At 30.9% G+C, this 16770-nt stretch carries 14 protein-coding genes; all 14 read right to left on the reverse strand.

Going from position 1 to position 16770, the window contains the following annotated elements; translation table 11 throughout:
- Position 1: 1 nt before the first annotated feature.
- Positions 2 to 874: a DUF1559 domain-containing protein gene (locus PKV21_01070; GenBank protein HOM26079.1), complete on the reverse strand. Its 873-nt coding sequence runs from the start codon at positions 872 to 874 to the stop codon at positions 2 to 4.
- A gap of 11 nt (positions 875 to 885) precedes the next feature.
- Positions 886 to 1782 carry a type II secretion system protein gene (locus PKV21_01075; protein HOM26080.1) on the reverse strand — a complete coding sequence of 299 codons (897 nt, stop codon included), beginning with the start codon at positions 1780 to 1782 and terminating at the stop codon, positions 886 to 888.
- A 13-nt stretch (positions 1783 to 1795) separates the two neighbouring features.
- On the reverse strand, positions 1796 to 2884 hold the full coding sequence (locus tag PKV21_01080) for a GntR family transcriptional regulator (GenBank protein HOM26081.1): 1089 nt from the start codon (positions 2882 to 2884) through the stop codon (positions 1796 to 1798).
- A gap of 101 nt (positions 2885 to 2985) precedes the next feature.
- Positions 2986 to 4887: a hypothetical protein gene (locus PKV21_01085; protein ID HOM26082.1), complete on the reverse strand. Its 1902-nt coding sequence runs from the start codon at positions 4885 to 4887 to the stop codon at positions 2986 to 2988.
- Positions 4888 to 4889: 2 nt separating this feature from the next.
- Positions 4890 to 5702 carry an MEMO1 family protein gene (locus PKV21_01090; GenBank protein ID HOM26083.1) on the reverse strand — a complete coding sequence of 271 codons (813 nt, stop codon included), beginning with the start codon at positions 5700 to 5702 and terminating at the stop codon, positions 4890 to 4892.
- 41 nt (positions 5703 to 5743) lie between these two features.
- Positions 5744 to 8158 carry a family 10 glycosylhydrolase gene (locus PKV21_01095; GenBank protein ID HOM26084.1) on the reverse strand — a complete coding sequence of 805 codons (2415 nt, stop codon included), beginning with the start codon at positions 8156 to 8158 and terminating at the stop codon, positions 5744 to 5746.
- A gap of 120 nt (positions 8159 to 8278) precedes the next feature.
- On the reverse strand, positions 8279 to 9433 hold the full coding sequence (locus PKV21_01100; protein HOM26085.1) for an FAD-dependent oxidoreductase: 1155 nt from the start codon (positions 9431 to 9433) through the stop codon (positions 8279 to 8281).
- A complete protein-coding gene (locus PKV21_01105) occupies positions 9402 to 10487 on the reverse strand; it encodes a hypothetical protein (GenBank protein ID HOM26086.1) in 1086 nt (361 codons plus the stop codon). The genes PKV21_01100 and PKV21_01105 overlap by 32 nt, the downstream gene beginning before the upstream one ends.
- Complete coding sequence (locus tag PKV21_01110; protein HOM26087.1) at positions 10484 to 11341, reverse strand: hypothetical protein; 858 nt, start codon at positions 11339 to 11341, stop codon at positions 10484 to 10486. The genes PKV21_01105 and PKV21_01110 overlap by 4 nt, the downstream gene beginning before the upstream one ends.
- A 13-nt stretch (positions 11342 to 11354) precedes the next feature.
- Complete coding sequence (locus PKV21_01115; GenBank protein HOM26088.1) at positions 11355 to 12323, reverse strand: 4Fe-4S binding protein; 969 nt, start codon at positions 12321 to 12323, stop codon at positions 11355 to 11357.
- A gap of 15 nt (positions 12324 to 12338) precedes the next feature.
- Positions 12339 to 13364, reverse strand: a complete 1026-nt coding sequence (locus PKV21_01120; protein ID HOM26089.1) for a U32 family peptidase — start codon at positions 13362 to 13364, stop codon at positions 12339 to 12341.
- Positions 13352 to 14269, reverse strand: coding sequence for a hypothetical protein (locus tag PKV21_01125; protein ID HOM26090.1), 918 nt, complete (start codon positions 14267 to 14269; stop codon positions 13352 to 13354). Before PKV21_01125 ends, PKV21_01120 begins: the two co-directional genes overlap by 13 nt.
- A 16-nt stretch (positions 14270 to 14285) precedes the next feature.
- Positions 14286 to 15791 (reverse strand): FAD-dependent oxidoreductase, encoded by a 1506-nt coding sequence (locus PKV21_01130; GenBank protein ID HOM26091.1) that lies wholly within the window; start codon positions 15789 to 15791, stop codon positions 14286 to 14288.
- Positions 15785 to 16770: hypothetical protein (locus PKV21_01135; protein ID HOM26092.1), on the reverse strand; the 986-nt coding region annotated here is incomplete at its 5' end. The genes PKV21_01135 and PKV21_01130, both read right to left, overlap by 7 nt.

The following is a 16770-nucleotide window of genomic DNA, read 5'->3' on the forward strand; positions in this document are numbered from 1 at the left end:
ATTAAGGAGCATAAATTAAAGGATTATGCATCCTTCCAACCCATTGAGTTATTCCTTCATAATTCCTTTTCATTGGTAAAATATACTTTATCTCTCCGGAAACCTCTGTTTTTGTAGCAGCAATCCATCTCACAGTCCCATCCATATATAAAACATTAATACCTGCAGTTCCATGATTATTTTCTTCTGTCAGTGTTATTCCTTTTGGGATAGAACCTTCTGCTACTGGCTGGTCTTCTGTTCCTGTTGCACCACCCCAATCCCATCTATCAATAACCCAAAGCGGTCCACCACCTAGATTCCCTGTTCCCTTTGTAGCATCGGGTCTCTGTCTGTCAGCAGCAAGTATAGAATCCGGCTCTGTTCCTGCGTTAATTCCAAGACCAGGGACATATGCATAAGGATTTATACTGTAACTGACTCTCGCCCATGTACTTATATCATATGGTTTTGCATAAGCATAAGAAAGTTGATACTGAGGCGTAAGATATCCGGTTTTTCTGACAGATGAGACATTTCTGTAATCAAGTCGTTGGCTTGGGCAGAGAAAAACCTCTGCAGTTGTCACATATTTAACTCCTCCAAGGTTTCCAGAAGAATCTTTTCCAATCAACTTGTTAAAAGGTCTGTACGTTAAAACATACCAGGAACTTGTTGGTGGACCTTCATAATTCGGAAGCCAGCCACTATAATCTTCTGCATACATTCTAAAAGCAAGACCTATCTGTTTTAAATTATTTAAACAAATAGCTCTTCTTGCTCTCTCTCTTGCCTTACTCAAAGTAGGTAAAAGCATTGCTGCAAGAATCGCTATTATCGCAACCACAACAAGTAATTCTATAAGTGTGAAACCGGAAAATTTTCTTTTGTCCATTTTTCTCCTCCTTAAAAATTACCGGTACTTTCAGGTCCTCTTAAATAAATCTGCTGGTCTGGATGAACATAACTACTTCCTGTATTACTTGTGTACCAGTAAGGTTGACTTCCTCCCATTGAATAGTTGATATTCGGTATTTTTTCAGAAGGAATATACCATTTTCCATTTATATAGTAATTTCCACCCTGTGACACAGATTTTGTCCATCCAGTTGGACCAAGCCACTGAAAAGCAGGTATCCATTGAACATCTCCATTTATGTAAAGAACATTTATTCCATAAGTTTTGTGATTGCAAAGTTCCACAAGTTGAAATCTGTATTCCCAATAAGAACCAAATCCTCTATACCATTCAAAAGAGCCATTATCATCTACATACTTTTTATCAGACATAATTGCCCAGTTGTTTGAAGACAGGGTATCTGTTTTTCCTGTTCCTATTTCTATTGCCCCAGCAGGAACTTTAAGTTTTTTAGTGTTTAAATTTGGTGCATATGCATATGAGCAGTAAGGATATACAAGATATCCTGTTTTTGAAACTTTATCCCTTGAAGCAGGACATATAAACAATTCAGGATTTGTTACATATCTTGGTCCTGTAGGTGGTCCTGATGGAGGAGAAGTGCCAGCAGGTCCTGAAACATAAATACCAAGAAGTAACATCATTGAACGGGATGTCCTTATTCTATTATACTGATTTTCTAATGCTATGGGAAAATAACCATCATAATCATTTGCATAAAGGGAAAGAGCAATATACAATTGTTTTAAATTTGACATGCATACAGCCCTCTGCGCCTTTTCTTTTGCCTTTTCTAATGCAGGTAATATTAATGCTGCCAGAATAGAAATAATAGCAACTACAACCAGCAGTTCTATCAAAGTAAATCCCATTTTTTTCTTCATTTTTCTCACCTCCTTATTCTATTATTGGTTCTAAAAGTATTTCTTTATAAATTGAATTTATCCCTTTTTTCTTTTCTTTTATCCTTTCAAGTAGTATTTTTGCAGATATCTTTCCTATTTCATATCTTGGCTGTTTTATAAGTTTTACATCATAGTCTGTTCCATTTGGAAGAACTGGCTGGTCAAAAGATACAATTTTTATATCATCTTTACTTATATTCATATCTTTCAGTGCCTTGACAATTCCAACAGTTATTGGTTCATTCGCAGAAAAAATACCATCAATTTTTTCTTTTTTCATAATTTCTTTTATTGAATCATAACCAAATTCTTCTGTTGCATATCCATGTTTTATTATTTTTTCATCAGGTTTAAGACCACCTTCTTCCATTGCTTTTCTAAATCCCATAAATCTTCTTTCAGAACTGTAAAGTATCATTAAAGCACTCAGAAATGCAATTTTTTTACAGCCGCGTGAAATCAAATATTTTGTTCCAAGATACGCACCTTTTATATTATTTGTTGCAATAAGGTCTGCTTTAAATTTTTCAAGGGGGGTATCAGCAAATACAAAAGGTATATTCTTTTTTATCAATTCCTCATAATAAGAATTTTGATTAGAAAAATAATTTGCAGAAACTATGAAACCCTCAATGCCTCTTTCTGTAAACATTTCCATATATTCTCTTTCCTTTTCTGGATTATTATCGTAATTCCCAAGAAGTAAATGATAATTTTCTTCTCTTAAGTAATCCTCAGCTCCTCTTACAATTCCAGAAAAAATAGTAAATGTTATACAAGGAACAAGAATAGCAACTCCTTTATTCAATTTTTTTATTTCTTTCTGTCTTTCCTTTATGATTTTTGCTTCATCCCTTTTTTCAGAAGGAATAACAAAAGTCCCTTTACCAGTAATTCTATATATATAACCCTCTGCTTCAAGGATAGAAAGTGCTTTCCTTAATGTAATTCTGCTAACTTTATATTTTTCACAGAGTTGGACTTCGGTAGGAATCCTTTCTCCTGATTTGTATTCCCCCTTTTCTATTTTTTCTCTTAATTCTTTTTCTATTATTAAATAATCAGGCATCCCATTTTTCATACAAAAATATTATACCTTTTTATTTTAATTTGTCAACTTTTTTAAAAAAAAAATAATATATACAAAGCATCATATACAAATTTAATATGTAAAAGTTCTGGCTATTCAATTTTTAATTTGTAAATTTCAGCATAGTTGGTTGAATAGAGGATTTTAAATATATCTGGATTTTCCTCTATCCATTTCCTTTCAATATATTCTTTATCTTTTTTAATTATTATCCAGTCAGTTTTTTCATTTTTAAGTCCTTCAATCCACTTTTTAAAATCTGGGTTTTCTCTATACAAATTTTCTGATGGTTCCTCATACTTTATTCTTTTTCTATATTTGTACACAGGAATTGTTTTGATTGAATTTACTGACTGATAGAATACATTATTCTGAAAATTTTCTCCATAAAATGGATATATAAAAAAACTTCCAACATAAGCAATATTTTTTCCTTCTTTTGAATTTTTCTGTACAAATTCCCATATTTCTCCTTCTTCCTTATAAAAACTCTTCCAGAATTCAAACTTTATTTCTTTGTAAAGAGGCGTTTTTATATCAACCTGAAATATGAGAAATAGAATAAAAAGAAGTAAAAGGGGCACATAAAAAACAGGTTTTTTAATACGATTTATTATAAAAAATGAAATAAAAAGTATTGAAAAGATTATCAAAAACAAAGAAATACAGGAAGATGGAAAAACAGAAAGGAAGAAATACAGAAATACAGCAATGCATAAATATTCCAATTTTTGAAATGGGTAGAAAAGAGAAATAGATAATATTCCATAAACAGGCAAAAGGTGTCTTATTTGAAAGTAGGTAGAAGGGATTAATAAAAAATATAAAAGAATGGAAAGAGGAAATAAAAAGTAAAAAATTAAAATCTCTCTTTTTCTTATTGAGAGTGTAAAAGAAATCAGGAAAAATAAAAGAAGAACAATTTTTAAATTGAAAGAAGGGTCAATATGTAATGAAGAGAAAGCAAGAACAGAAAATAAATTTTTAATTTTTTCAATAATTGAAACCTTTTGATAAATATAAGCACCTCTGAATAAAGTAAAGTTTCCTAAAGTTATATCTGCAGGATAAACAGGATTACCTGTTAATAGAAGATTACGCCAGTAAGAAAAGAGACCAAAAAATAAAAGATAAAAAACAGAAAAATACAAAAGTTTAGAGAATTTACCAGATTTTTTTTGAAAAAGAAAGGGTAAAAGTAAAAGTGCAAAAAGTAAAGATAACGTTTTTATTGATAAAAGTAAAGAAAGGGATAAAAGTCCAGGAAATATATATTTTTTTTCTTTTTTGTTAAAAAAATAATAAGTTGTGATGAAAGTAGAAGCCATCATTAAATCAACAAAACACATTGTAGATTCTTTAAAAACAGGTTTTATAAGTGAAAAAGAAATAGCAGAGAGAGTTGAAAGAAAATCAGATAAACCAAATGATTTTGAAATTAAAAAAACAGAGAAACAACCAAGAATTAGAAATGGGAATTGAGTAAATTTAAAAAGGAATTCTTTTTTTGACAGAATGCTAAAAAAGTAAAAAATTTCTCCTCCAATAGGATAATATGTCATTGAAATTTCTGTAAAATAGAGGTTTGGTAAGGAAATTGAATGGGTTTTGTAATAATGAACAGCAAATGGTAAATGATATAGAAGACCATCTGTGGTTAAAGGGGGGAGTATCAAAAGATTAAAAATATAAAGAAGATGTAATGAAACTGTTAAACATAAAAAAATAGAGATTTTAAAAGGTATATTTTTTAAATCAGGCAATTTTATTTTTTTTATTTCTGGAAGAAGAAAAAGAAATATGAGGAAAAGAAAGATTAGAATAAATTGAGGATAAAGAATTTTAAAAAGGCCAAGAATTATTGAAATACCGTAAATCTGAAAGTAGAAAAAAATTAAAAAAATAACAAAAAATTCTATTATACCAGAAACTCCAAAAATTCCTGCAAGCAGAAAACTGTTTAAAATTAAAAAAAATAAATTTGAGAAAAACACTTTTATTTAATTATAACTCCTGCATATCCGACAACCTGTGAATAGTCCTTTGAAGTTTCAGCACTTGTTGTATAATAAACAAGTTGACCTTTTTCAGCACCAAGTTTTTTTGATGCAACAATACTTACTATAACTCCTGAATAACCACACATAGTAACATCCTTTTCCTCTATTCTTCTTATAACTTCATCTTCATCTAAATCACATATCGCCTCAATAACATAATTATCTTTACTTTCAGCAATTTTATGTGGTTCATAATGTGTCATATCAGAACTTGCAATTAGTAAACATTCCTTTTTACTTTCTTTTATAACTTCAGCAATTACCTCTCCTATTTCATACCATGCAGGATTATCAACATATCCCATTAGAGTTATAGGTACAATTTTTACATCTTTCTTTAAAAACTGTAAAAATGGAATCTGGACTTCTATTGAATGTTCTCTTATATGTGCAATTTCATCTTTCTGTAAATATCTACTTTTTTCAACAAGTTTATCTCTCAATTCTTTATCAATTTCAATTTCACCAAGAGGAGTTAGCCATTTATCATGGTCACTTACAGAATATGGTTCTCCATAGCCGGTATGATTCGGCCCTAAAATTATAACACTTTCAGGTATTTCAATTTTTGAGTAGGTTAAACCTGCAGTTTTCCCTGAATAAATATAACCAGCATGTGGAACCATACAGGCAATTACTTTTTCTTTCTGTGTGTTTCTATCAATAAATGTTTCAAGCATTCTTAAAAGATGTGCCTTCCCTGATGGATAAAAATAACCACTAACAACAGGGTCTCTTATTTTTTCCATTATAATTATTTAAACATAAATTTTATCTTTTCGTCAAAATTTTATTTTTCAGTTATACCGAGGCCAAAATAATATAAATTTTTATAAAGGGTGAAATTGTAATCAAACAAAATAAATCCGTCTGTTCCAATTTCTCTACAAATTTCAATCTGATTTACAATATCTTCAGGAGATAAAATATAGGCACCAATTCCCGGATAGAAAGAGATTTTTTTCCTGATTACTTCATTTTGATTTTTTACATAATTTTTGAAAGTATAGTTTGAAATTGTGTAATCCATAGGACAGATAAAATCAAGATATCCTTCTTCAATCCACAATTTCCAGTCCTGTGCAACTGTTTCTTTACAATCAGGATAATTTGAAAAAACCGCTGCTGAAATTTTTATATTTGGTTTTATTTTTCTTGCTTCATTGCTTACTTCTCTTACAAGTTTTGTTATCTGTTCCTGCCTCCATTTTTTGTAAAGTCGCATATATTTTCCGTTTATCACATCATAAGGCCAGTTTTCTATTTTAACATTATATTCCCTTTCAAAATTTTTCTTGCAGTTTTCACAGAAGCAGGAATTTGCATCAGGATACCTTATATAATCAAAATGTATTCCATCAATATCATACTTTTTCACAATTTCAAGCATTGAATCAAATTCAAGTTTAAAATTTAAAGGATTTGAAGGACAGAGCCAAAGAACTTCTTTTCCATTTTTATCAATCTGCAACCTTTTTTCATTTCTTAATTTTTCAATAAATTCTGCCGGTGCATTAAAAAGATTCCAGTTTACCTTCCATATATGACATTCAATACCATATTTTTTACATGCAGAAAGACATTCTTCTATCTGGTCTCCTTTTATTTTAACTTCTTCTGCAACAGGTAAAAATTCGCTTTTATAATATGCAATACCTGCTCTTAACATGTTTGGGAATATAGCATTGAAATTGGCTTCTTTAAGTTTTTTAATACTTTCTTCCCATGCCAATCCTTTAACGCCAAACGGAGAATGGCACCACACACCTCTGTACTCTTTTTCTTTTCCTTTAAAACATCTGAAATATGCCTGTCTTAAATTCTCATCAATTTCGTTTTTCTTTTTAAACAAATCTTCTATATTTAATTTTTTGTAATTTTTTGTGAGTTCTTTGTATTTGCTAATTGTAATATTTAAATAATTTTTTACTTCCCTTTTTTTGTAAAATGATAATTTTATCATTTTTCCTTCAATGAATTTTTTTATTTCTTCTAAATTTTGAAAACCAGATAATTTCCCTGTATTTTTAATTAGAGAATCAAAAATTGCATTTTTATTTTCAGGGAAAAAAAATAAAATCAGAGAAATCAAGAATTGTTCTCCTTCTTCTTTATTAAGTAAGACATGGGAAAAATAAAATCCATTTTCAGATAGAATTGCAGATGGAATACCCGTTGTTTTTCCATCTGCATCAATCCAGTATCCAGCAATTTTTGAATTTTCGCTTATTTTTTCAGGGACCATTACATTCCAGGATGATTGTTTCATTTTTTCTGGTAGACCATTTATTATTTCTGGTAAAAATTCTACGGTATCAAATTCTCCAGGATAACTTTCATATCTGTAAACTGCATTTTCAATACCCAGAATTTTATAGATTTCCTGATTTGATGAATAAAAAACAATTATTTTCCCACCTTTTTCAACAAATTTTATAATATTTTTTATTTCCTCTTCTGAAAAAAATGGATTGTAAGGAAAAATTAAAATTTTAAACTCTTTTTCAATCTCTTTTTTTTCAAATTCACTCTGGTTTACTGTTTTATAATCAATTTCAAATTTATCAAAAATTCCTGCAATATCAGAATAATACTTACTTATTACATCTCTTCTGTGCCCTTTCTCTTTAATTGCACTATCACAGAAAACAATGCCTATTTTTGAATCAGGAATAATTCCTTTTAAACTTCTCAGATAAACACTTGTTTCCTTTAAATCTGTAGTATCTATTTTCCAGAAAGAAATTCTTATCCTTTTTATTTTATCCCATCCAGTTGGATTTCCTTCAATTACAAATTTTGATTTTGGAATAATAATTTTCTGCCAACTGTTATTTTCAATTGGAAATCTGTAACTAAACCATCCACCTTCACTTTCAAAATAAATTGTGCAGTTTGTTGTTAAAGAAGGATTTTCTGATTTAACTTCAATTACAAATTTTTCAAAATTACTTAAATCAAGCAGGACAAATCTATCCCAGTAACTTCTTTTTTCAACTTCAGAAAAATTTAAAACAAATTTTATTACTTTTTTACCTTTTTCTTTTATTAATTCTACTTCTCTACTTCTTTCCTGTGGCAACCATTTTTCCCTTACTTCTGAGATATTCCTGTAATTAAATGTTTCAATATCAATCTCTGAATAAGAAAACCCTTTAATCACATTCAAAAAAAATATTAAAATTCCCAAAAATATCATTTTCATTTTAAAATTTTGTTTATCCAAAAACTATTATATCACACGAAATATCTGTATATAACAAAAGAAGCATGAGGAATAAATTTGTTGGAATTCAAAAATTTATGAAAAAAAGTAAATGAAATTTTAAAAAATAACACCCTGTTTTTTAAGAACTTTTTGTAGTTTTTTTATCTCAATTGATGAGAAACTCTCTATTTTTTCTTTAACAAGTATAGCAGAGGCAGTTCCTGAAATTTCTCCTGTTAATGCACAGGTTGGGATCACTCTTATAATATCCCATGCAGTTGAAGCAGAAATACATCTACCAGCAGTTATTAAATTTTTTGTTTTAACACCATAAAGACAGGAAAAAGGGATATAATAAAGAGGTCCTGGTTTTCTCCAGTCACCGGTTATTCCTACAGCATCAGGAAAAATTTTCCCTTCATCCTCTTCTCTTAATTCAAATTTTCCTTTCAATCTTCTTGTCATGCGGAAAGTAGGAATTACAGGAATGGATAGTAAATAGGCATCTGTCTTACCTTCTTTAATTTTAAAGAAAAGTTCCTTAATTTTTCTCCTTGATTCCAAAACTTGTTCAGTTATATCACTTGCTTTGACTCCTGAAAATGTTTTTATCCCTTCTGGAATATCCTGATTATATCTATCAAAATGCTCAGTAAATGTATATTTTTTTAAGTTTTTCCCATCATAATAAAAAAACCACCCGCACGGGACATTTTTATCAACAGAAACTGTTTCCTCTCCTGCAAAATAACATATATCAGCATCACCTGTTGCATCTATAACAGTTGAACAACTTATTTTTCCAGTCCCTTCCTTATCAAGCACTATAATATCTGTAATTCTATCTTCCTTTTTTATTACATCATAAACTATTGTATCATACTTAATTTCAATTCCCTCTTTTAATACAAATTCTTCAAGGGCAATTATTGAGTAAAAAGGATTAACTTCTGCAAAATATCTTGTTGTTTTTCTTTGTTCTTTTTTATTTTCTGAAAGCCAGTAATCAGGTATTTTTGCATTTCCATCACCACCACATACTCTGATTAATTCTTCGGCAATCCCTTTTATAATTTGATTTCCTTTCCCATCGCAAAAGGGTATATATACATTAACAAGTCCAAGAGTTGCAAGTCCACCAAGACAGCAAGATTTTTCAATAAGACATACTTTAACACCATTTCTTGCTGCAGAAACAGAAGCACTAACTCCAGCAATTCCTCCACCAACAACGACTACATCATATTTGCCTTTTTCCTTTAATTTTTTCATCTTTATTTTCCTTTTTGACTCTATAGGGTAAAAGCCATCTTTCTCTTTTTATAAATTCTCCTCCTTTAAATGTTTGCTCAATTATATTATTTTTTTCAAGGTAATTAAAACAACTTCTCATACAACTTCTTGAACCACATATCCCATAACTTCCACCTTCTCCCCATTTCTGAATAATTGCATGTCCTTCAATTATATAACCTGATGGAAATTCTTTTGTTTTTCTCCATCTTCCAGTTGACAGAGTCCAGCAGAATTTATAAGCAGTTTCCTCTAAAAAGTCCTGTTTTCTTGCATCTATATTCCATCCAGGAAAATCTTTATGTATAAAAGGAGAAACTCTTGAATCACCTCCATGATAACTCAATGTACATTTTCCAAGATGTATATCTGCCCATTCATAAACATAATTTTCAATTTTAATCTGTATTTTTTTGTTTTCCTTTATATGAGGTATTGCTTTTGAAGGACAATCTTTAACACATTCCATACATTTTTTGCATATTGTTCCAGGTTTTATAAGTGGGTCTGGTTCAAGTTCAAGGTCTGTTAAAATTGCATGTAATCTCTGTCTCGGTCCAAATTTTTTACTTAAAAAAACTTTACTCCATCCAATTTCTCCAAGTCCTGCACAAACTGCAGCAATCCTTATAGCAAGATGAACATCAGGAGACACATTTCCTTTTCTTAATGGTTTTACTTCTGGATTTTGTACTTCTGGAACCCCTGGAAAATAGGGGACTGCTTCATAACCAAAATCTTCAATAAAGCAGGCAAGTTGATAAAGTGGTTCAGGAATGAAAAAAGTGTTTAAAAGTCCGTGATAATCAAAGTAAGTATATGAAATCCAGTTTGTTCCCTCTTCTATTCCACGCCATCCACCCCTTACAATTCTTTTTCCAACAACTATTACTGTTTTGCATTCAGGAAATATACTTTTTGGATGCATATGAATAGGTGCATCTTTAAATCTATCAATATTTGCAAAACCAACTAAATCAAGACCAAATTCATAACCCGCTTGTCTTATCATTTCCTTTGTTAATTTTGTCATTTTTCCTCTCCTTCTATAATTTCTCCACTTTTATCTATTTTCCATACAGACCTTTTTCTGAATTTTTCATTAAAAAGGTTTTTTATTTTCCCTTTTTCTTCAAGATGAGAAAGACATGTCCTTGAGCATAAAGCAGCAATTCTATCTGGCTTTGCATTTTCATAAAACATATTCGGGAAAACACCATTTTTACATTTTTTACACTTTTCATAATCAATTTCTGAAATTAACATTTTCTTTCCACATATTTTAATTTCTTTTTCCTTTTCTTTTATTGCTTCAAGAGGACATATCTTAATGCATTCTTTACATAAATCACATACATTTTCTTTCTTTACAGGGTCTGGCTCAATTTCCGCATCTGTAAGTATAATTTGAAATCTCTGTCTTGGACCAAACTCAGGCGTTAAAAATATTCCACAGTATCCAATCTCTCCAAGTCCTGCTCTTACTGATGCATCTTCAATATCAATTAAAACATTTGGTGCTGGCTTCCCTTTTCTTATAGGTATTCCCATAGGAGGAATTTCAGAAGGTATATCAGGTAAAGGAACTGCTTCATAACCATTATCCTCAAGAAATTCACATATTTTAAATGTAGTTAAAGCAAGGATTCTATTATTTAGCCAATGGTATCCATATAAATTATAAAGCCCAAACTGTGTTCCTTCTTCAATTCCTCTCAATGCACCCCTTGTTACCCTTTTCCCAATTACAATTACACTTTTTACTTCAGGAAAAATACTTTCTGGATGATGCTGTTTATCAATACCCTTAAATCTATCAATACCAGCAATTCCAACTAAATCCGCCTTTACTTCTTTCGCATACTCTTTCAATTTATTTTTATCCATTTTAACCCCTTTTTTACCAATTTACTTTCCATGGCTCTTTTCTTCTAAATGGTTTTTCAAATTTATTTTTTAAAATTCCTTTTTTCTCAAGATGTATCATACAACTTATCATACACCTTGCTCCACATATTGCCTGTCCTGTATTATAAAGATTATGGGGTTTTCTATAAAAAGGAGTAATATAATTTGGTTTTATTTTATAACCATAAAGAAGATTATCCATATAGTCAGGCAGAGAACCATCATCTTCTTCTGGTTTTATAGGTTTTCCTCCCCTGAATGCAATATCACATGCTTTACAGTCAAGTTTTCCCCATTCAACTTTCTTTTCAGCAAGAACAACTTTTACTGTTTCATTTCTACTTATGGCATTTCCAGGACATTCCTTAACACATGCCATACATCTATCACATAAAGTACCTGGTTCAATTAAAGGGTCTGGTTCCAAAGGTGCCTCTGTTATAACTATACCTATTCTCTGTCTCGGTCCAAACTCAGGTGTTAATAAAAGTTTGCTGTATCCTATTTCTCCAAGCCCACATAGATATGCAGCAATTCTTAAATGAACCATAACATCAGGATTGGCTTTCCCAGAAGTAACAGGTTTACTGTAATTTGGTTTTAAATTTCCTTCATTATCTATTGCCCTCCAGTCACTCTGATGTCCATAAGGTATTGCTTCATATCCAAAGTCCTCAATAAATTTACTCAAATTTATAACAACAATTGGAATATAAAGATAAGTAAGTCCTCCATAACCCATTGAAGAATAGTTGCTGAAAAAGGTTCCTTCCTCAATTCCCCTTAAACTTCCTCTCATTATTCTGAATCCCATCGCTATTACACTTCTTGCATCAGGCATAATCTGTTTTGGGTCCATTTGAATTGGTGTTCCTTCCCATCTTTCAATGTTTCCAATTCCAACCACATCTGCTCCTAAACTTTTTGCTTTTTCTTTAACCATTTCTGCTGTTAGTTTCATACTTTTACTCCTTTATTACAATTTTTTAACAAGTACTTTTTTGAAAATATCCGAACAATAAAAACATTTTTCACAATTCTTATCACAGGATAAAATTTTTTTAAACCAGTTTTCCGGAAATTTTGAGTTTTCAATAATATATGGGTATAGAATTTTGCTGTGAGATGGTTCAAAAAGGTCAATTAAATTTCCATCATATTTTTCATTATAGTATGCTTCTATTACTTTTTCTGGATAAGGATTTATTCTTGTCGCAAGTTTAACTACATCAAAATATTTCTCATAGTAATGTATATCCTCAGGTCTTATCCAGGAAGATGTAATTAAATATTTCCAGTTTTCTGTATTTCTGTAAAAACTCCAGCAGTTACCGGGTATTTCGTCTGTTATATTTGCCTTTGTGAATACTTCTGCTTCATGAGAAATGACATTATCGTGAAATAACTGAACCGCACAGAAATTTAAACAACCACTGTTTACAAGTATACTCAATTTTTTTCCATTTTTATCACACCATTCTTTCATCTCTTCAATTTTCTCAAAATCCCTGTTATATTCTCTCTGCATAACAAAACTATCAAATAATTCTTTAACCTGTTCCATACCTCTTTTAGTCCCAATCCTCATATTTACACTTGCCCTTATTTCAATTTCTGGAAAATCTTTCTTAATTATATAAGCAACAACAGGAGAAAAGCATGTAACAGAATCAATTCCTATATTTTCACAGAGATAATCAACTATTGAAATAACTGTATTTACATGACTGATTGAAAGAGAACTACCTCCCCAGCAGGAAGCATTTAGAAGTAAATTAAGTTTTATTCCATTCTTTTTTATTTTTTTTATTTCATACTCAAGTTGTTTCTGTGCTTCCCAGTTTATATATCCGCTTTTATCTGCAATAGGTCCCCTTCCACTTGGTAAATTAAGCCATGGAAAGTAAACCTCTTCAATCCTATCTTTGAATTTTTCAACAATATCAGAAAAATTTTCTTCTTCTCTCAATTGATATCCAACCGAATATTTTATTTTTCCCATTCTATATACCATGCCTTTCTTTTTCTAAACGGCTCTTTAAACTTATTTTTTATTTTTCCTTCCTTTTCAAGATGTATCATGCATGCCCTTATACAACCTCTTGCTCCTTCAAGTGCCCTTGAATATATGATGACAGGACATGGTTCTCCAATAAATGGATTATATTTTTTATAAGGTTCTTTTCCCTGAAAACCATTTGTACATTTTTCTATATCAAGTTTTCCCCATTCTATTTCTTTTCCTCCGATTCCCGGTAATTTTAATTTAACAGTTTCTGTCCGACTTATTGCTCCTGCTGAACATTCCTTTACACATAACATACATCTATCACAGATTGGTGGTCCATCGTATATTGGGTCTGGTTCAAGCGGTGCATCTGTTAAAATACAGGCAAATCTTTGTCTTGGCCCAAATTGGGGTGTTAATAAAATTTTGCTATAACCAATTTCTCCAAGACCTGCAAGATATGCAGCAATTCTGAAATGAATGAAAATATCTGGCATCGGTTTTTCTGGAGATACAGGACGGGACCAGTTTTCTTTTATTTTTCCATTGTGATATTCAATTGCTGGCCAGTTATAATAATCATTTGGTATAGGAGTTGCTTCATATCCATTGTCCTCAATAAATCTTGTAAGGTGATACAAAATAAAAGGCATGTAAATCATATTTATACTTCCGTACGCCTGAGAGGAATATGAAAGAAAATAGGTCCCTTCTTCTATACCTCTTAATGCTCCTCTTGGAATTCTCAAAGCAAGAACTATCAATACCTTTGCATCTGGATTTATATATCTTGGGTCCATTTGTTTTGGTGCTCCTTCAAATCTGTTTATATCAGCAATCCCCACTAAATCTGCTCCTAATTTTTTTGCCACCTCTTTCACTTTTTTTGATGTTAACATTTTCCCTCCCTCTCTTTTATTTTTTTACTTTTATTTCATCTTTACCATCTTTTGTACTAACTATAAATTCAGCATCTTTTGGAACTTCATAAGGACCACCTTTAACATAACATGGTGGCTTTTCTTTTAAATTTATCCCTTCCTTTACAAGTTTATCTCTTAAATAATCAACATCAAGTTTTCTTGGAGTTATATTTTCCTTTATTGAAAGAGATGCAGCAGTTCCAGCAGCATGTCCCATAGTTATGCATGTCATAATCAATCTTGTTCCTGATTGTGCTTCAAAATCAGTTGAAATGCATCTTCCTGCAACAAGTAGATTATCTATTTTAACCGGGATAAGACATCTATACGGAATTTCATAATACTCACCCGGTTTTAAATATGCTCTGTATTTACCTTTTGGATTATTCTTAACACAACAAATTCTTCCATCTTCTCTTTCTTTGTCTGTACAATATGCAGGTTCTTTTGGCTCAGATAGATGTGTATGCTTTATATGGGGTAGGTCATCTATTGGATTATGTATATCAAAACCATGTGTATCTCTCGCTATTGCATCCTTAAATTTTCTTGCAAGAACAAGGTCCTCACCTGTCAGTTTATACTCACCTACAATTCTCCTTGACTCTCTCACTCCTAAAATTGATGCTGTATAAGAAAGGTATGCCTTTTCAAATCCAACAACATTTTCCTTATAAAACTCAATTAGTTTCTGTATCTGGTCTCTCTGTTCAATTACTATTCTTGTTAAATCCTCTGCATCTGTTGTTTTACATCTTCTGCTGTGTGCTGTACAGACATATACATCTCCTTTATCTGCTTGTCTATTTGGAAAAGGACCTAAATAACCTTTCTCAACCAGTCGTGGCAGTTTCCCTTCTTTTGCTGCTTCTTCTATTTTCATCTGGACTTTTGAATAGAAATCAGATGAAGAAAATGAATTTAAATCTACATTTGACATAACAAAATCAAGAGAGACCGCCTGATTATATCCTTCCATTAAATCCCATCCAACTTCAACAGGTACTCCTGCAAAATAAGAAACTTCGGCATCTCCTGTACAGTCAATCACCCTCTTTGCTAAAATTGCACTCCTTCCTGAAATATTCTGAATTATAACTCCTTTTATTTCATTATCCTTAACAATTGAATCAATAACATATGTCCAGTATAAAATTTTAACTCCACTTTCTATCGCCATTTTTTCCATTACATATTTTGTTATTTCAGGGTCGCATATCCTTATCTTTTCTCCAATCCCCCCTTTTTCTCTCAATCTTTCTATCAATTCCTTTCCAACTCCTTCAGGATAGCCTGCCATATAACAGACAAGTCCCAGAGTTACAAGACCTCCAAGAGCACCATATTTTTCAACAAGTATTGTTTTTGCTCCATTCCTTGCACTGCTTATAGCAGCACCAAATCCAGCAGAACCACCTCCAACTACAAGAACATCAACTTCATACTTAACATCTACTCTTTCATTAAATTTAACTTCTCCTCTTTCAACCTTTACCATTTTCCCCTCCTTTCCCCTTTAAACGTACAGGTTCTTATACATTCTTCACATATATTTAAATGCCTTTTTTGGACTCCCCATTTCACCTTCATCAAATTATCAATGAGTTTTTCAATTCTATTTTTTTCAGGAACTTTAAAATTAATATCAATTCCCATAAATTCAGGTCCTTCTTTTCCTATAAGTCCATATCTTTTAGCCCAGTCACATGCAAAATAGTCAATTTCAGGTATTTCAAAAAATTTATTTTCAATCTTTATTTTCTTAACATTATCTTTTATTGCTTCTGTAACACAATTTTTAACGCATTCATTACAATTTTTACAGAAATTTTCTCCATCATATAAAGGGTCATTTTCAAATTCAAAATCAGTTATTATACTTAAAAATCTATGTCTTTGACCAAATTTTTCAGTAATTGGGACTCCATTTTTGCCTATATAACCAAGACCTGAAAGTAAAACAGAATATGAATTTGCTCTATTATCAGGTAAAAGTCCCCTTGAACTTAAAACACATGATGCAAACCCTGTTAAGTCATAGGAATAAACACCTTTATATCCGCAGTCATTAAGTTTTTTTATAATTCTATATGCAATATCTGTTAATAAATTCAATGTTTCAAATTGACTAAAAGCATAAGGTCCAACTGTTTCTGCTGGTGTTATTTTTGCGGTATCAATACAGGCATCAGGGTAATGAAGTCCAATAACAATAACTGATTTTGCATCTTCAAGATAATCTTTTGGTTCTTTTAATTTAATTTTCTCTTTTTTTATTGAAGGACTGCATGGAGCATAAATACCTGAAATATCATAAACCCTTTCTATCTCTTCAGGTAATTTAATTTTCTTTAAAAATTCATTTTTAAATTCTTCAAATCTTTTAAGATTGAAAAATCCTGCAAGGTCTGCACCATTATCAAAACAGAATTTTCTAAATCTTTCTTTTTCTATTTTCTCTTTTTCCGGCTTTCTTA

Source organism: bacterium (assembly GCA_035371905.1).
Lineage (GTDB): Bacteria > Ratteibacteria > UBA8468 > B48-G9 > JAFGKM01 > JAMWDI01.

Excerpts from the sequence above, each read along its gene's own strand:
- PKV21_01070 (HOM26079.1), bottom strand. The coding sequence starts at position 874 with ATGGACAAAAGAAAATTTTCCGGTTTCACACTTATAGAATTACTTGTT.
- PKV21_01075 (HOM26080.1), bottom strand. The coding sequence starts at position 1,782 with ATGAAGAAAAAAATGGGATTTACTTTGATAGAACTGCTGGTTGTAGTT.
- PKV21_01080 (HOM26081.1), bottom strand. The coding sequence starts at position 2,884 with ATGAAAAATGGGATGCCTGATTATTTAATAATAGAAAAAGAATTAAGA.
- PKV21_01090 (HOM26083.1), bottom strand. The coding sequence starts at position 5,702 with ATGGAAAAAATAAGAGACCCTGTTGTTAGTGGTTATTTTTATCCATCA.
- PKV21_01095 (HOM26084.1), bottom strand. The coding sequence starts at position 8,158 with ATGAAAATGATATTTTTGGGAATTTTAATATTTTTTTTGAATGTGATT.
- PKV21_01100 (HOM26085.1), bottom strand. The coding sequence starts at position 9,433 with ATGAAAAAATTAAAGGAAAAAGGCAAATATGATGTAGTCGTTGTTGGT.
- PKV21_01105 (HOM26086.1), bottom strand. The coding sequence starts at position 10,487 with ATGACAAAATTAACAAAGGAAATGATAAGACAAGCGGGTTATGAATTT.
- PKV21_01110 (HOM26087.1), bottom strand. The coding sequence starts at position 11,341 with ATGGATAAAAATAAATTGAAAGAGTATGCGAAAGAAGTAAAGGCGGAT.
- PKV21_01115 (HOM26088.1), bottom strand. The coding sequence starts at position 12,323 with ATGAAACTAACAGCAGAAATGGTTAAAGAAAAAGCAAAAAGTTTAGGA.
- PKV21_01120 (HOM26089.1), bottom strand. The coding sequence starts at position 13,364 with ATGGGAAAAATAAAATATTCGGTTGGATATCAATTGAGAGAAGAAGAA.
- PKV21_01125 (HOM26090.1), bottom strand. The coding sequence starts at position 14,269 with ATGTTAACATCAAAAAAAGTGAAAGAGGTGGCAAAAAAATTAGGAGCA.
- PKV21_01130 (HOM26091.1), bottom strand. The coding sequence starts at position 15,791 with ATGGTAAAGGTTGAAAGAGGAGAAGTTAAATTTAATGAAAGAGTAGAT.